General features: G+C 52.5%; 11 protein-coding genes. 6 read left to right on the top strand and 5 right to left on the bottom strand.

Going from position 1 to position 15,397, the window contains the following annotated elements; genetic code table 11:
- Positions 1-59: 59 nt before the first annotated feature.
- A complete protein-coding gene (gene proS, locus A8O25_RS07520) occupies positions 60-1,538 on the bottom strand; it encodes a proline--tRNA ligase (RefSeq protein WP_066832918.1) in 1,479 nt (492 codons plus the stop codon).
- Positions 1,539-1,742: 204 nt separating this feature from the next.
- Between proS and A8O25_RS07515 the strand changes: the two genes are divergently transcribed.
- Complete coding sequence (locus tag A8O25_RS07515) at positions 1,743-2,852, top strand: hypothetical protein (RefSeq protein ID WP_066832915.1); 1,110 nt, start codon at positions 1,743-1,745, stop codon at positions 2,850-2,852.
- A gap of 22 nt (positions 2,853-2,874) precedes the next feature.
- A complete protein-coding gene (locus tag A8O25_RS07510) occupies positions 2,875-4,425 on the top strand; it encodes an OmpP1/FadL family transporter (RefSeq protein WP_066832906.1) in 1,551 nt (516 codons plus the stop codon).
- A 109-nt stretch (positions 4,426-4,534) separates the two neighbouring features.
- Here the strand turns inward: A8O25_RS07510 and lpdA are convergent, their stop codons facing one another.
- The 3 genes from lpdA to A8O25_RS07495 all read right to left on the bottom strand — a co-directional run bounded on the left by lpdA (position 4,535) and on the right by A8O25_RS07495 (position 10,718).
- Entirely contained in the window at positions 4,535-5,938 is a 1,404-nt protein-coding gene (gene lpdA, locus A8O25_RS07505) for a dihydrolipoyl dehydrogenase (protein ID WP_066833095.1), read from the bottom strand.
- Between the two features lie 306 nt (positions 5,939-6,244).
- Positions 6,245-7,876 (bottom strand): 2-oxoglutarate dehydrogenase complex dihydrolipoyllysine-residue succinyltransferase, encoded by a 1,632-nt coding sequence (gene odhB, locus A8O25_RS07500; protein WP_066832903.1) that lies wholly within the window; start codon positions 7,874-7,876, stop codon positions 6,245-6,247.
- An 82-nt stretch (positions 7,877-7,958) separates the two neighbouring features.
- Complete coding sequence (locus tag A8O25_RS07495; protein WP_066832901.1) at positions 7,959-10,718, bottom strand: 2-oxoglutarate dehydrogenase E1 component; 2,760 nt, start codon at positions 10,716-10,718, stop codon at positions 7,959-7,961.
- A gap of 289 nt (positions 10,719-11,007) precedes the next feature.
- Here A8O25_RS07495 and A8O25_RS07490 point away from each other — a divergent pair, with 289 nt between their 5' ends.
- Entirely contained in the window at positions 11,008-11,319 is a 312-nt protein-coding gene (locus A8O25_RS07490; RefSeq protein ID WP_066832900.1) for a MazG nucleotide pyrophosphohydrolase domain-containing protein, read from the top strand.
- Between the two features lie 316 nt (positions 11,320-11,635).
- Here the strand turns inward: A8O25_RS07490 and A8O25_RS07485 are convergent, their stop codons facing one another.
- The gene (locus A8O25_RS07485) at positions 11,636-13,252 is read right to left on the bottom strand and encodes a hypothetical protein (protein ID WP_066832898.1); all 1,617 of its coding nucleotides are present in this window, start codon (positions 13,250-13,252) and stop codon (positions 11,636-11,638) included.
- Between the two features lie 203 nt (positions 13,253-13,455).
- Between A8O25_RS07485 and A8O25_RS07480 the strand changes: the two genes are divergently transcribed.
- The 3 genes from A8O25_RS07480 (at position 13,456) to A8O25_RS07470 (ending at position 14,973) form a co-directional block, all read left to right on the top strand.
- The gene (locus tag A8O25_RS07480) at positions 13,456-13,728 is read left to right on the top strand and encodes a hypothetical protein (protein ID WP_066832896.1); all 273 of its coding nucleotides are present in this window, start codon (positions 13,456-13,458) and stop codon (positions 13,726-13,728) included.
- Positions 13,729-13,843: 115 nt separating this feature from the next.
- Positions 13,844-14,110: a hypothetical protein gene (locus A8O25_RS07475; RefSeq protein WP_066832894.1), complete on the top strand. Its 267-nt coding sequence runs from the start codon at positions 13,844-13,846 to the stop codon at positions 14,108-14,110.
- Between the two features lie 389 nt (positions 14,111-14,499).
- Entirely contained in the window at positions 14,500-14,973 is a 474-nt protein-coding gene (locus A8O25_RS07470) for a very short patch repair endonuclease (RefSeq protein WP_066832891.1), read from the top strand.
- Positions 14,974-15,397 lie beyond the last annotated feature (424 nt).

Genomic DNA, 15,397 nt, shown 5'->3' with positions numbered 1-15,397 from the left:
TTCTTTATCTGCAGGAAAAGGAAAACGCCCTTTTCACATCTTCCCCAATCTTTAAATTATTAGTACGCTCTGGCGAAGTACACACGGCGCTTAGAAGGTTGGCCCGTCACCATGTCCACGCCGTCTTCCTCCGGTGAATCCAGGGCGATGCAGCGGATGGTGGCTTTGGTTTCCTCTTTGATGCGCTCTTCGGTCTCCGGGGTGCCGTCCCAGTGGGCTAAGACAAACCCGGGTTTCTCGTCCAGAATACGCTTGAACTCCTCGTAAGAATCTACTTTGGTGGTGTTCGCTTCGCGGAAGGCCAGGGCTTTCTGGAAGACGTTTTCCTGAATCTCGTCTAATAACGCAGGCACCAGGTTCACCAGCTCGTCAAATTGCTGCGAGGACTTCTCCTTGGTGTCGCGGCGGGCCACTTCGGCGGTGCCGTTTTCCAGGTCGCGCCCGCCAATGGCGATGCGCACGGGCACGCCTTTCAGTTCCCACTCGGCAAACTTGAAGCCGGGGCGCTCGGTGTCGCGGTCATCATATTTTACACTGATGCCTTTGGCCTCCAGTTGTTTTTTCAGGGCCAGCACCTTCTCAGAGATTTGCGCCAGTTGCTCTTCGCCTTTGTAGATGGGCACAATCACCACCTGGATAGGCGCCAGTTTGGGAGGCAATACCAAGCCTTCATCATCTGAGTGCGCCATGACCAGGGCTCCCATTAAACGGGTGCTCACGCCCCAGGAGGTTCCCCACACGTGCTCCAGCACGCCTTCTCTGGTGGCGAACTTCACGTCAAACGCCTGCGCGAAGTTCTGTCCCAGGAAGTGCGACGTACCGGCCTGCAGGGCTTTCCCGTCTTGCATGAGGCCTTCAATGCAGTAAGTATCCAAAGCCCCGGCAAAGCGCTCATTGGGGGTTTTCTTACCTCTAATCACCGGCAGGGCCAGAAAATTCTCGGCGAAATCAGCGTAGACGTGCAGCATGCGTTCGGTTTCCTCTACGGCTTCTTTGGAAGTGGCGTGGGCGGTGTGGCCTTCCTGCCACAGGAACTCGGCGGTACGCAGAAACAGGCGGGTGCGCATTTCCCAGCGCACTACGTTGGCCCACTGGTTGATGAGCAAGGGCAAATCACGGTAGCTCTGGATCCAGCCTTTGTAGGTGTTCCAGATGATGGCCTCAGAGGTGGGGCGCACAATGAGCTCTTCCTCCAGGCGGGCATTGGGGTCTACGCGCAGCTTGCCGGGTTTGTCGGGGTCGGTTTGCAGGCGGTAGTGGGTCACCACGGCGCACTCCTTGGCAAAACCCTCGGCGTTCTGCTCTTCGGCCTCAAACAAACTTTTGGGCACGAATAGGGGGAAGTACGCATTAGAATGTCCTGTTGCTTTGAACATATCATCTAATACGCGCTGCATTTTCTCCCAAATGGCATACCCGTACGGTTTAATGACCATACAGCCCCGCACGGCGGAGTTTTCGGCCAGGCCGGCCCGCTTAACCAATTCATTGTACCACAGTGAATAATCCTCACTACGCTTAGGCAACCCTTTGCTCATTTTAAGTATCTTTGAAAAAGAGAAATATATAGAAATTCTTTAATAATCCGGCATAGAATTTGCTTGTTTTTTCTTTGAACGCTTCTATACCTTTTCGGCTCAAAAATACGTTAATATCTTGTAATAGAAACGTTGGTGATCCGGATACTCGTGTTACCTAGTTTTGTGAATCTGAATTAGCATCCATTCCAACTACTACAACTCATGAAATATTTTTCCCATAAACTGTACCTCTTGCCGCTGCTGGGATTTTTGGCGGCCGGGTGCAGCACGACGTCCAATCTGCAGACCAGCGAAGTGGATGACGTGTACTTCTCCTCCTCAGACAAAGTCACGTATGTAGAACCTGAATATGCCCCTGAGGCCACTGAAGGGTATGCGGCCAACTCTTCTGGAGACATTACCGAGCGGGAGAGCGACCCCGAAACCTATTCTGGCAAGACCCGCAGAGCTTCTAATGACCCTTACCAGTACTCGTACTATGATGCGCCCTTTGGCAACCCGTATTATGCGTACCGTGACCCATTTTTCTACCCTGGCCGCTACTATTCCAGAGCGATGATGATGGACCCCTGGTATGATCCGTTTTACGGCCCCGGCATGGCCCTTTATGATCCTTGGTGGCCCCGTACTGGCATTTCTGTCTCTATTGGCATAGGCTACGGCTGGGGCTACGGCGGGTACGGTCGCTTCTATGACCCATGGGGTTACTACGGCTACGGCAGATACAACCCTTACCGCTATGGCGGCTACTACGGCGGCGGCTTCTATGACGGGGGCTATTACGGAGGCGGTGTTGTGGCCAGAAAGGTGAACTACGCCCCGCGTCGTGACAGAAGTTCTAACCTTGGCGGTAGCTCAAGCCAGAATGCAGTCAGAGGAACCCGCGGCGGCATCACCCCAAGCTCCGGCTCCAGAGTTTCTAATGCGCAGATAGACGAAGGCACCCGCTCTAGACGTACCACCGGAAGATCTTCTTACCCTGGCAGCGTTTCAGAGCAGCCTCAGCCTGTGAATGCCCGCACCAGACGGTCAAGCGGGTCAGAACAGCCGGTTTATACGCCAACGCCGTCAAACTCTGGAAGCAGAAGCAGTGAGGCCCAGCGAAGCAGACGCCGCAGAGAGTCTCCGGCCCCATCTGCCAGCCAGAACAATGATTACCAAAGAGAGTCTTCCCGCTCTTATGAGCAGAGCAGACCTTCTTATGAGCCTTCCAGATCATCTTCTTCCTCTTCATCCTTCCCTTCTAGAAGCAGCAGCAGCGGCTCCAGCTCGGGCTCTAGCTCAGGCGGCGGACGCAGAGGCAGAAACTAATCTCTCTTTTCTTTAAAAGCACATGAAAAAATATAGCTTTCTTTTGGCCTGCCTGGCCCTGCTAGGCAGTGCCGGGAAGGGCTTTGCTCAAAGCGAGACAGACGTCCTTCGTTATTCACGCACAGATTTTGGGGGCACTGCCCGTTCCTTAGGGCTCTCTGGCGCCAATGTTGCCTTAGGCGGCGATGCCGGGTCTTTCTCAGCTAACCCAGCCGGCTTAGGTTTGTTCAGACGTTCAGAGGTGACTGTTTCTGCCGGGCTTAACTTCAACGAGACCAACAGTTCTGTCTTTGGCACCTCAGCCATGGACAACCGCAATAACCTTAATATCCCTCAGGTGGGGATAGTGATCACTACCCGCAAGGCTGATGACGAGGAAGGAGATTGGCGGTCTGGGTCTTTTGGCCTGGGGCTCACCCGGCTGAACAATTTCAACCAGCGCATGACCTACCGCGGCACCTCACCAAGGGGTGCGTTAAAATTTGCCGAGTATGCTGACCAATTAGCCAACTCAACTACAGAGGGGGCAAATGCATTTGATGAATCTTATTTAGCATATGAAACTGGACTCATCACGTTTGATGAAGCTGGAGGATTTTATTACGCCCCAGACTATTCTGTGGTACCCGCCAATGAGAATGACCCTATTACCCGCGCACTGGTAGCCACTCCTTTTCAAGAGAGCATTGTCACCAGTGGTTCACAAAACCAGTGGGACTTATCTTACGGAGCCAGCTTTAGAGACAAATTGTTTCTGGGAGCCTCTATTGGTATCACCAGCGTACGGTTTAAGCAGACAAGAACCTATTCTGAAACCGGACCTACTGTTGCTGAAAGCCCGCAGTCTGGCCTGCAAAATTTTCGGCTCCAGGACAACCTAACGACTGAAGGAACCGGGGTCATGCTAAAAGTAGGAGCCATCTACCGCCCTTCAGATGTGCTTAGGTTAGGCGTTGCCGTTCAAACTCCCACCTGGTACACTTTGGTTGACCAGTACAGCACTAACTTGACGGTTAACTACACAACGGGCATGTTCACCAATGATGTAGAATATGCCACAACCGATCTTGGGGAGTTTGAGTACAACCTCACCACGCCCTTTAGGGCCAGTGGTGGCGCTGCCGTGTTCTTAGGCAAAAATGGCTTTATCACCGCCGATGTGGAATATGTGAATTACGCTAATGGCCGGTTAAGCTCCAATGATGCCTCTTTTCAAAACGCCAACCAAGCGGCCCGCAACAGCTACCAAAGTGCCATGAATTATAGATTTGGAGCGGAGGCCCGCATTGACATCTTCAGGCTGAGAGGTGGTGTAGGCTTGTACGGCGACCCTATGAAGAACAGCAATGTTGATCAGTCAAAAACCTTCTTTACGGGCGGTTTTGGCCTGAGACAGACTAACTACTTTATTGACGCCGCCTTGGTGTATAGCAAGTACAAGAGCCTGTATAGCCCTTATTCCAATCTGGAGTTTGGCTCACCTGATTCTGTCTATGACGAGGCCATTACCCCTCTCACTGAAAACAAGCATGAGAACACCAACTTTGTAGTCACCTTCGGGTGGAACTTCTAAGTTCTGTTTTTGAGCTATTTTTAGAAAAACAGCCTTAAAACGCTTGTAAAATAGAACGCCTCTCCTGAAATCAGGAGAGCGTTCTATTTTATAAAGCAGCAGCTAAACCCTATATATGAATAGCTCTGTTCTCAGTAGCCGCTAAACAGGCTTCTTTCATGGCCTCAGTATAGGTTGGGTGCGCATGGCTCATGCGGGCCACATCTTCGGCCGAGGCCCTGAATTCCATGGCTACCACCGCCTCGGCAATCATGTCTGCCGCACGCGGTCCAATCATATGCACGCCCAGAATCTCATCGGTTTTGGCATCTGCCAACACCTTCACGAAACCGTCTGTGTCCATAGACGCTTTGGCGCGGCCGGAGGCTTTGAAGGGGAACGAACCCGTCTTGTAGGCTACGCCTTGGGCTTTCAGTTGCTCCTCCGTAAAACCAACACCGGCTACTTCCGGCCAGGTGTACACTACGCCTGGGATGAGGTTATAATTGATGTGCGGCTTCTGCCCAACAATCTGCTCGGCTACCAAAACCCCTTCTTCTTCGGCTTTGTGCGCCAACATAGCACCACGCACCACGTCGCCAATGGCGTAGATGCCGGGCACGTTGGTTTGCAGGTGGTCATCTACGGCAATCATACCACGCTCACCTAACTGCACGCCTGCGTTCTCTAAGCCCAAGCCTTCTGTATAGGGTTTACGGCCTACAGATACTAAGCAGTAATCACCTTCAAACGTCACTTCCTGACCTTTAGGAGACTCAGCGGTTACTTTCACGCCTTCGCCTTCTACCTGCGCACCCGTTACCTTGTGCCCGAAGAAGAACTCAAAGCCGAGGGTTTTCTTCAAGACGCGCTGTAATTCTTTCCCAAGGGCGCGGTCCATGGTAGGGATAATGGCATCTGTGTATTCTACCACAGACACTTTCGCGCCTAGGCGGGCATACACAGAACCCAACTCCAGACCAATCACGCCGCCGCCAATCACAATCAGGTGCTTGGGAACCTCTTTTAAGGTTAACGCTTCGGTAGAAGTGATGATGCGGTTTTTATCAACGGGCAGGAAAGGCAGGTTTACCGGCTTAGAACCAGTGGCAATGATGGTTTTGTCCGTCTCAATCTGCTGCTCAGCGCCGTCCTGGCCCGTGATTTTGATGGTGTTCTTGTTCACAAAGGAGCCTAAGCCGTTGTACACGTCTACCTTGTTCTTCTTCATGAGGTAGGCAATCCCGTCGTTGTTAGACTTAATCACGCCGCTCTTGCGGGTAATCATCTGCTCCAGGTTCACCTGCAGGTTCTCCAGCTCAATGCCGTGCTCCTTAAAGGTATGCGCCGCGTTGTGGAAGTGCTCAGATGAATCCAGCAGCGCCTTAGACGGAATACAGCCCACGTTCAGGCAAGTACCGCCCAGCACCGAATATTTTTCAATGATGGCTGTTTTCAGGCCCAACTGCGCACAGCGAATAGCCGCTACGTAGCCCCCAGGACCAGAACCAATAACCGTTACATCGTATTTCATGGTTTTTCTTTTTATGAAGGAAAGAATTCCCGTTCTCAAAAACAATATGATGCAGAAGCAAAAGTCTTAAGACCGTTTTTGGCCTGTTTTCGGGAAAAGAGGTCAAAAACGTCTCCGTGCTGTCATCTTGGAAGGATCTTGTGGGCAAGCTAGATATGCGCTCACTACATATTCTTACCGTTCGCCACCAAGATCCTTTCAGGATGACAAATAAGGAAAGATGACTAGCAATCTTTGCTTCTGCTACTGATTAGAATAAAGGAGGAGCAAACCTTCTGTTCACCCCTCCTTCATTGATTTTATCGGTTAGACTCCAAGCAACAATCTCATTGGGTCTTCCAGCAACTCCTTCACGCGCACCAGGAAGCTCACTGACTCACGACCGTCAATAATGCGGTGGTCATATGAAAGCGCCAGGTACATCATGGGTCTAATTTCCACCTGGTTGTTGATAGCCACCGGGCGGTTCACAATATTGTGCATGCCCAAGATAGCACTCTGCGGCGCGTTAATGATAGGCGTAGACATCATAGACCCGAACACGCCACCGTTGGTGATGGTGAACGTACCGCCGGTCATCTCGTCAATGCCCAGTTTGTTCTCACGGGCACGCTTAGCCAATCTTACCACTTCTTTCTCAATACCGTCCAGGCTCAGACCTTCGGCGTTCCGGATAACCGGCACCACCAGACCTTTAGGCGCAGACACGGCAATAGAGATATCGCAGAAGTCGTTGAAGACCATTTCACCGCCGTCACTCTGGGCGTTCACCGCTGGCCACTCTTGCAAGGCCACGGTACACGCCTTCACGAAGAACGACATAAATCCTAAGCCCACTTCGTGCTTCTCCTTGAACTTGTCTTTGTATTTGGCCCTGATATCCATAATCGGCTTCATGTCTACCTCGTTGAAGGTGGTTAACATAGCCGTTTCATTTTTCACCGCCACCAGACGGCGCGCTACAGTTTTACGCAGGCTGCTCATTTTCTCACGGCGTGAGTTTCTAGAACCCGCCGCGACTGGTGCCGATGCCGCAGATTCTTTGGCCGCTGGCGCGGAAGCAGCAGCGGCTGGTTGTGCCGCCGGACGAGCCTGGGCGTTCTGAGCATCTTCTTTTGTGATTCGGCCGTCACGGCCAGAACCGGTTACATCAGAAGCAGAGATGCCTTTCTCAGAAAGGATTTTCCCCGCCGCCGGCGAAGGCGTGCCGCTGGCGTAGGTAGAAGCGCCACCGCCCTGGGCAGAAGCAGCCTGTGCCGGCTGGGCGGCAGGAGCCGTCTGTGGAGCAGGAGACGTAGTCACGCCTGAACCGGCACCCGCCTCAATGCGGCAGATGGTGGCACCAATCTCAACAGTTTCCCCTTCCTGCGCCACTATGCGCAGCACACCCGCAGCTTCGGCTGGTAATTCAAACGTAGCCTTGTCAGACTCCAGCTCACATAGAACCTCGTCCATGGCTACCTGGTCACCGTCAGCTTTCAACCATTTAGAGATGGTCACCTCGGTGATAGACTCCCCTACCGTCGGGATTTTCACATCAATGGTCTGACCAGCTGCGCCACCCGTGGTAGACTGGTTCTGGGTGCCGTGGCTTGGCGTATTCTCTGCCGCTACGGTGCTCTGCGGATCCGTCACAGATTTGCTTTCAGTGATCGTATCTTGAGAGGCAGACGTGGTAGGCTGCGGGGCAGAAGCTCCTTGTCCAGCGCCTTCAATCACGCAAATTACTTCACCAATTGGAATGGTATCGCCTTCCTGGGCTTTGATTCTCAGCACCCCGGCAGCCTCGGCGGGCAACTCAAACGTAGCCTTGTCTGACTCCAGTTCGCAGATTACCTCGTCCATGGCCACCTGGTCGCCGTCTTGTTTTAGCCATTTGGCAATGGTTACTTCCGTGATGGATTCCCCAACCACCGGTACTTTTACTTCTAAGCTCATAGTTTCTTTTCGCTTAAGATGTCCCTTAAGTTTGTTTTTGCTGTTTTTCTAAAAACAGGCCAAAAACAGACTTGATATTTATTTAAATGCTAAATGCTCTTTCAATGATGCTGCGCTGCTCTTTCTGGTGAATTTTGTTGTAACCGGTAGCGGGTGAAGAGCTTGGCTTACGTGATACCACGTCATCAATGTTCTTGCGCATCACGCTCAGAATATACGTCCAGGCGCCCATGTTGAACGGCTCTTCCTGCACCCAGTAAATCTTGGCCTCAGGGTATTTCTCCAGCTCACGCACCAACTGCACCTCTGGGAACGGATGCAGCTGCTCCATCCGGATGATGGCCACATCTGAGCGGTTGGTGCTCTGCTGCTCTTCCAGCAGGTCATAGTAGACCTTACCCGTACACAGCAACACTTTGGTCACGGCCTTGGCATCGGCGTAGCCGTCACCAATCACCTCCTGGAATGAACCGTTCACGAAGTCTTCAATGGGTGACATCACCGCCTGGTGACGCAGCATAGACTTAGGCGACATGTGGATGCACGGCTTGCGGTACGGCGTGGCCAACTGGCGGCGCAGCATGTGGAAGAAGTTGGCTGGCGTGGTACACTGGGTCACGTACATGTTGTACTCAGCGGCCAACTGCAGGAAGCGCTCTGGGCGGGCATTGGAGTGCTCAGGCCCCTGGCCCTCATAACCGTGCGGCAACAACATCACCACGCCGTTCATGCGCTGCCATTTAGACTCAGTAGACGAGATGAACTGGTCAATCATAACCTGCGCGCCGTTGGCGAAGTCACCAAACTGGGCTTCCCAAATCACCAATGCGTTGGGGTTAGCCATGGCATAGCCGAATTCAAAGCCCAACACGCCGTACTCAGACAGCAGCGAGTTGTAAATCTGCAGCTGCTGCTGGCCTTCCTGAATGTGGTTCAGGTTGTTGTAGGCGGCGTTGGTATTGGCGTCACGCACCACCGCATGCCGATGCGAGAACGTACCGCGGCGCACATCCTGCCCGCTCATGCGCACAATTTTGTTATCTAGCAAGATAGACCCGTAGGCCAGCAACTCCGCCGAGGCCCAGTTCAATGAGCGGCTCTCAAAGAACATATCCTGGCGCTCTTTGATAAGCTTTTCAATCTGCTTGAGCGGCTTGAAGTTCTCTGGCAGCGTAGTCAGCGCTTTGCCTACCTTCTCAATAGCCTCTAATGGCACGCCCGTTTCTGGCGACTGATGGAAGTCTTCTGGGGTAGAGCGGCGCAGCTCCTGCCACTCTTTCTCCAGCACCTGGTAGTTGTAAGGCAACGGTTCCTGCTTCACCATATCCAGGCGCTCCTGAAGCGTTTGGCGGAAGTGCTGGTCCATTTCATCTGCCAGCTTCGCATCTACCTCTCCCCGGCTTACCAGCGATTTGTTATAGATCTCGCGGGGGTTGGCGTGCTTAGAGATGAGATTGTAGAGCTGTGGCTGCGTGAACTTAGGCTCATCTGCCTCATTGTGCCCATGGCGGCGGTAGCACACCATGTCAATGAAAATATCATTATGGAATTTCTGACGGTACTCCGTAGCCAGACGCACGGCAAACACTACCGCCTCCGGGTCGTCACCGTTTACGTGCAGCACCGGCGCGTCAATGATTTTGGCCAGGTCAGTGCTGTAGATAGAAGAACGGGCGTCTTCAAAGTCGGTGGTGAAACCAACCTGGTTGTTGATCACAAAGTGAATGGTACCGCCGGTGCTGTACCCTTCCAGTTTGGCCATTTGGGTAACCTCGTAGCCAATGCCCTGGCCGGCCACGGCCGCATCACCGTGAATGAGGATAGGCAGTATTTTATTGGTGTCACGGCCGTACATAGAGTCCAGCTTGGCGCGCACAAATCCCTCAACCACTGGGTTCACCGCCTCTAAGTGAGACGGGTTGGGTGCCAGCTTCAGGTTGATCTTGTGGCCATACGGGGTATCAATCTCACTGGAGAAGCCCATGTGGTATTTCACGTCACCGTCACCCATGGTCAAGTCTGGCACGGCCGTTCCCTGGAACTCAGAGAAGATCTGCTCATAGGTTTTGCCCATGATGTTGGCCAGCACGTTCAGGCGGCCCCGGTGCGCCATGCCAATCACCACTTCCTGTACGCCTAACTCGGCACCTTTGTCAATGATGGCATCCAGCGCCGGGATAGTAGTTTCGCCACCTTCCAGTGAGAAACGCTTCTGGCCTAAGAACTTAGTGTGCAGGAAGTTTTCAAACACCACTGCCTCATTCAACTTAGACAGAATGCGCTTCTTGTATTCAATAGTAGGGTTAAAGTCTACTGACTCTTTCTCAGCCTTCTGCTTAAACCACTCCAGCACCTCTGGGTCTCTGATGTACATGTACTCAAACCCGATGGTTCTTTCATACACCTTTTTCAGGGTAGCCAGAATATCGCGCAGGCTGGCCGTGCCTAAACCCAATTCTGAACCGCTCTGGAATTTAGTGTCCAAATCAGCCTCAGACAACCCAAAGTCAGACAGGTCTAACAGCGCTTTGCGGTCTTTGCGGGGTCTAACCGGGTTGGTGTTTGACCGCAGGTGGCCACGGGAACGGTAGGCGTAGATTAGATTACGCACCTGAATTTCCTTGTCCACCTCACCGGCGGTAGCTCCTTTGGCAGAAGATGCGCCCGAAGAAGCAGTTGGGGCCGCCTCCCCGTTTTCGCTTGGGTAGCTTTGGGAAAAGTCAAACCCCTCAAAAAATTTCTGCCAGCCAAACTCTACAGAAGCAGGGTCTTGTTGGTATTGTTTGTATAGCTCATCTATATACGCCCCATGCGCATTGGCTATATAAGAGTATTTATCCATAAAAGTGCTAGAACTTTCTAAAACCTCGGCAAATTAAAAAATATTGATTAACAACCTAATTCTAAGATTCGCATAAGCAAATATTCGCTTTCCGTTATCAAATTATCATTGACTCTCAGAACCATATTGCCTGAATCTGCGCATGCTTAAAAAAGAGGTACGTTAATTTTATGGTTTTGGCGAAATTATAGATAAATAGATAAGGGACAAATCTTTCTACTCCCTCCTTTTCCTAATGACCCTTTTTCTGCTTTTCTTTCCAATATTCAATTTTTAGATTTGAACCACTATGGAATTTTCCCACCTCACCCACGCCAGCCGCCTCAGAAACCAAACGTCTGCCGCCTATCACAATTGCCTGGACTGGTCATTGGCTGACTGGAGCAATGCCATTGCCGGTGAAACCGGCGAAATGTGCAACCTCATCAAGAAAATAAGGCGGGGTGACAGCATTGACGTGAAAGACGTAGGAAAAGAACTGGCAGACATAGTGATCTACGCTGATCTACTGGCCGATCAGTTGGGGCTGGATCTGGGCGAATGCGTGCGGCAGAAATTCAATGAAGTCTCTGACCGTATTGGCAGCAACATAAAAGTGTAGAAGCTGTCTCATGCGTGTGATGCGGCCAACATGCTTTTCTGTTTTTGGCCTACTTTTTAGAAAACAGGCCAAAAACAGAAGACATTCCTGCTCAAACTTACCTCCTAAAGCCTCTGCCTGAAGGAGAGGGCTTCTAACTTACCCGCTATTTTAATAACAGAGCATGTGTACGCTTTGATGCGGAGGCTACACAAACTGAAACCCTGATTAGCGTTTTTCATTCTTGCCCTGAAATTATTGACTGGGCGCAAGCATCTGCTTGCGCCGCCGTTTTGGGGCTATTTTTCAGAAAACAGCCCCAAAACAGAAACAACCGCTACTCCCTTTTCCTGAACCGTACAAAGGAGGGGACTTCTGCGGCCGCACGGGCTAGCTTAGCCTCGGTCTCAGGGCCTGCTACCAGCTTCACCCCCTGGTCTGTGTCTTCCACCACTGTCTTCTTGCGCCACCCTTCTACGGTTGACTCATCTGTGACCTGGTCACCACCGGCTCCGCCGAACACATAGACATAGCTCCCTACCACGGCATGCCCGCGCAGATCAAAGAAATCGTCGCCCCCAAGCCCGTACAGGCTGATCTTCTCGGTCTCGCTGGCAAAAAAAGTGCGGCTGTAGATTTTGGTCCCGTTGATATTCTTTTCGCCCAACCTGAAGACCTCTACCACGGTTCTGCCCTGTGACAGGCGCTGGACCACAAACCGCTCCCGCTCATCTGACCCCACCACGGCTACTTCTTTGGCCAGCACCTTGTAATATTCTTCGGCGGCCTGCGGCAGTTGCTTTAACCGGCTCTTCAGGTTCTGGTAGGTCTCGTCGCCCACCAGTTGATACACCGCCGGCGGAAAGCGGCGCACCGCCATTCTCAGCACTGAGTCTGTCAAAGCCATTTGCATCTCCCGGGCCAGCCTCTTAAAGTCAACCAAAGAGACTTCGGGCAGCGCCCGGGCGTCCAGAAAAGCGGCATTGATGGTGAGCCCGAAGATATTTTGAAACTCAGGGTGGAAAGAGGAGAATTTTCTGGCCGCAAACCTGCGGGTGGCAATCCAGGGAATGACGCCGTCATCATACTTGCAGAGAGCCTGGTCCCGGTCTTTGGGCACGGGCTTGTACCACGTCTCACCGTTCTGCTGGTACTCTGCCCAGTCCCACTGCCCCTCATGGCGGTCCCAGTCACTGATGAGCAGGTCCAGCAGGCGGGCCCGTGCGTACGCCCACTGGTCAATTCTGTGGTGGCTGGAGCGGTAATGGCGCGCCAGCATTTCTTCTGTCTCTACCAAGTCAGTGGCGTTCCCAAACTTATTGGTGAGCGAGGCCCTGGTGGTAAACTTCTCCTCCATGAGAAAGAGCTTGTTCCCAAATTGGTTGGAATACTGCTGAAAGTCCTGATCTGAGGGCAGCACGTACACCAGGCTGGGCGTGGGGTGGAAGACACCGGCCGCCTCTGCCAGCGGGGCCACCACCAAGGCCGCATACGGGTTGGTGGCTGAGATCTGGTCCCGCACAAAAGAGCCTACAAATGTTTTCCGCCAGAAGGGGGGCAGCACCTCAATGGGGTCTTTGTCTACAGACCGCAACGCAAACAAACGGCCCACCGAGTCTGTGAGGGTGAGGCTGGTGGTTTGCATACCGCCGCCCAGCTTTTCTATCTGGAGGCCGCCTTTCTGCTCGTGCATGTGAAACACTTTGGCCTTCACCGGCACCGCCCACACCTCCCGGTAATGTTTCCCCAGAAAGAACTCCCCCACCTTACCCAGCTGGTAGTGCCGGCCCGCACTCACCATTACACTGTCTGGGGCGTTGTGGTGCAGGACATTCCCCCCCAGGAACGGCGAAGGCCCCAGGACCGCCTCACTGGGCTGGTCTGAAAAAAAGACCCTCACCAACCCGTACAGGCAAAAGAAACCCAGTAGTGTCAGCAAAATTTTTCTTTTCATGGAGGGCGGTTGTTCAGAGTTCAACTGTACCTGAAAAAGCCGCCAAAGGTTGAGAAATAATGCCGGAAATGCGTTTTGGCCTGTTTTCCTGAAAACAGGCAAAAACAACTACCTTTATGCCGCCAGCGGCAGCTTAACCTTGCCACTGCTCCTTGCGTTACACTGTATTCCTTGATTCACCATCTACTTAAATAACCAGACCTATGGCAAATAGCGCTACCTACAACGGCATCACCCCTGAGTTGTACAACAACCTGAAAGGCAAACTAAGCGCCGCCGGCATTGAATTAGAAGGCAACAGCGGCCGTGTATCTAAGCAAGGCGTAACGGCAGATTACGCGTATGACGAGGCAAGCCAGTCTCTTCAGATCAACAACGTGAATGTGGCGTTTCCGGCGAGCATGATGTTCAGCCCAGACAAGATCATTCAGAAAATCAACGAGGCCGTGCGCGGGGCGGGCGGGCAAGTTGCCTGATTTATTCAGAGATTTTGCCTGACCAAAGCGAGGTTTCTTGCGTATACACATCCCAGCAGGGCCACACAAGGCACTGCCGGGATGTTTTTTTATACGCTAAACCAGAACCTTCACTATGGAACAATCAGCCAATACTTCTGCCCAACTAGTACAACCCAAAGATTTTGCCCGCACTGTTGAATCTATCATGCACGTGTACCAGGGCAACCATGACGTGCTGCCAGAGCTTCTCTCAGACGCCGGAAACATGTTATTGAAAGTACGCCAGAAAATGACCCCCGTACAGATGATTCTGTCTGTGGCCGCCGTGGCCATTGGCGCCATTGTACTGGTAAGCTACAGCGGCGGTCAGTTTGCAGACGCCGAGGAAGTGAAAGACTAACCTTTCTTTCCGGAAGATACCCGTCAAGCCCCTCCCGCCCTCCGGCGGCAGGGGCTTGACTTTTTTCACGAACCAATAAATAGATAGAAGTCCCAAGCAGGAATAGAATACTTCTGTGAACTTGTTTCCCATATCCTTTCCAGCGCCACGGCTGGTACGGCGGGCAAACACTGCCGCACCGGCAGAACCGCACGCGCCCCCTAGGCCCAAGCACCAGCCTCCCAAGCGTTTACCCCTGCTGCCCTCTTTCACCTCCTGGCTGTTTTTGGCCTGTTTTCAGAAAAATGGCCCGGAAACGCATTTTTCCTCAATTGGTAAGACTGCTATAAATGAGTTTGCTCCCGGGCACTCTCTGCCGTTGATTTGCGTTCTGTTTCTACACCAGAAGCATGGCAAAGAAAAAGGCATACAAACCCACGGCACCTCCCCTTACTGCCCAGGAGAAGGTTAGCCGGTACATGCGCAGCAACAAGAGCAAAGACACTCAGCCAGAGCTATTGCTGCGCCGAACCTTGTGGCAGGCAGGGCTACGGGGCTATCGCGTACACTGGAAACATCTTCCGGGCAAGCCCGATGTCTGCTATCCCGGCCGCAGGCTGGCAATTTTCCTGCACGGCTGCTTCTGGCACCGCTGCCCGCACTGTGCTCTTTCCCTGCCTAAAAGCAACACAGCCTTCTGGCGTGAAAAATTCACCCGCAATGTAGCGCGTGACCAGCAGCACCGCGCCAAATTAAAAGCAGCCGGCTGGCAGGTTCTGGTGATCTGGGAATGCCAGCTGCAACAGGATCTGGAAGGGTGCCTGCTCACCATTAAAGGCCTGCACGCGGGCGTACCGGAGAGCTATTGGCTGGAGGCGGCGTAAGTACCTAAGTGCGTTTTGGAACCATTTTAACCAAATTGGCAGGAAAAAAGAAAGGTGTGTTTACTTATTCTCTAGCTTACCATAGATGACGCAGCCACTTTCTTTTCTTCTGCCAGCGTGTTCCTAAAATCTTAAAATTAAGAGGCCGCCTTATCCCTTTCCCATTATTTTACATGGTTAAGATGTTAGAAGGAAAGGCAAATATGCTTATTTCAACTTGCAGCTTCGTCTCAGCAGGATCAAAGGATAAAGACAACATGCCGTTGCCCAAGAGGATTACACTATCCTAACTACCTCCGCTTTTACAGTTACCTAAGCAGCTTATCCAGCTCCTTCTCCAGCAGGTCCGGCTCGCTGGGGCGGGGGGCGTTGGCGTTCACGATCCTGCCTGCCTTGTCAATGAGGAGGTAGCGGGGGATGGCCT

It is taken from the genome of Rufibacter ruber (assembly GCF_001647275.1).
Taxonomy (GTDB): domain Bacteria; phylum Bacteroidota; class Bacteroidia; order Cytophagales; family Hymenobacteraceae; genus Nibribacter; species Nibribacter ruber_C.
This window is presented reverse-complemented; position numbering and strand designations above follow the sequence as displayed.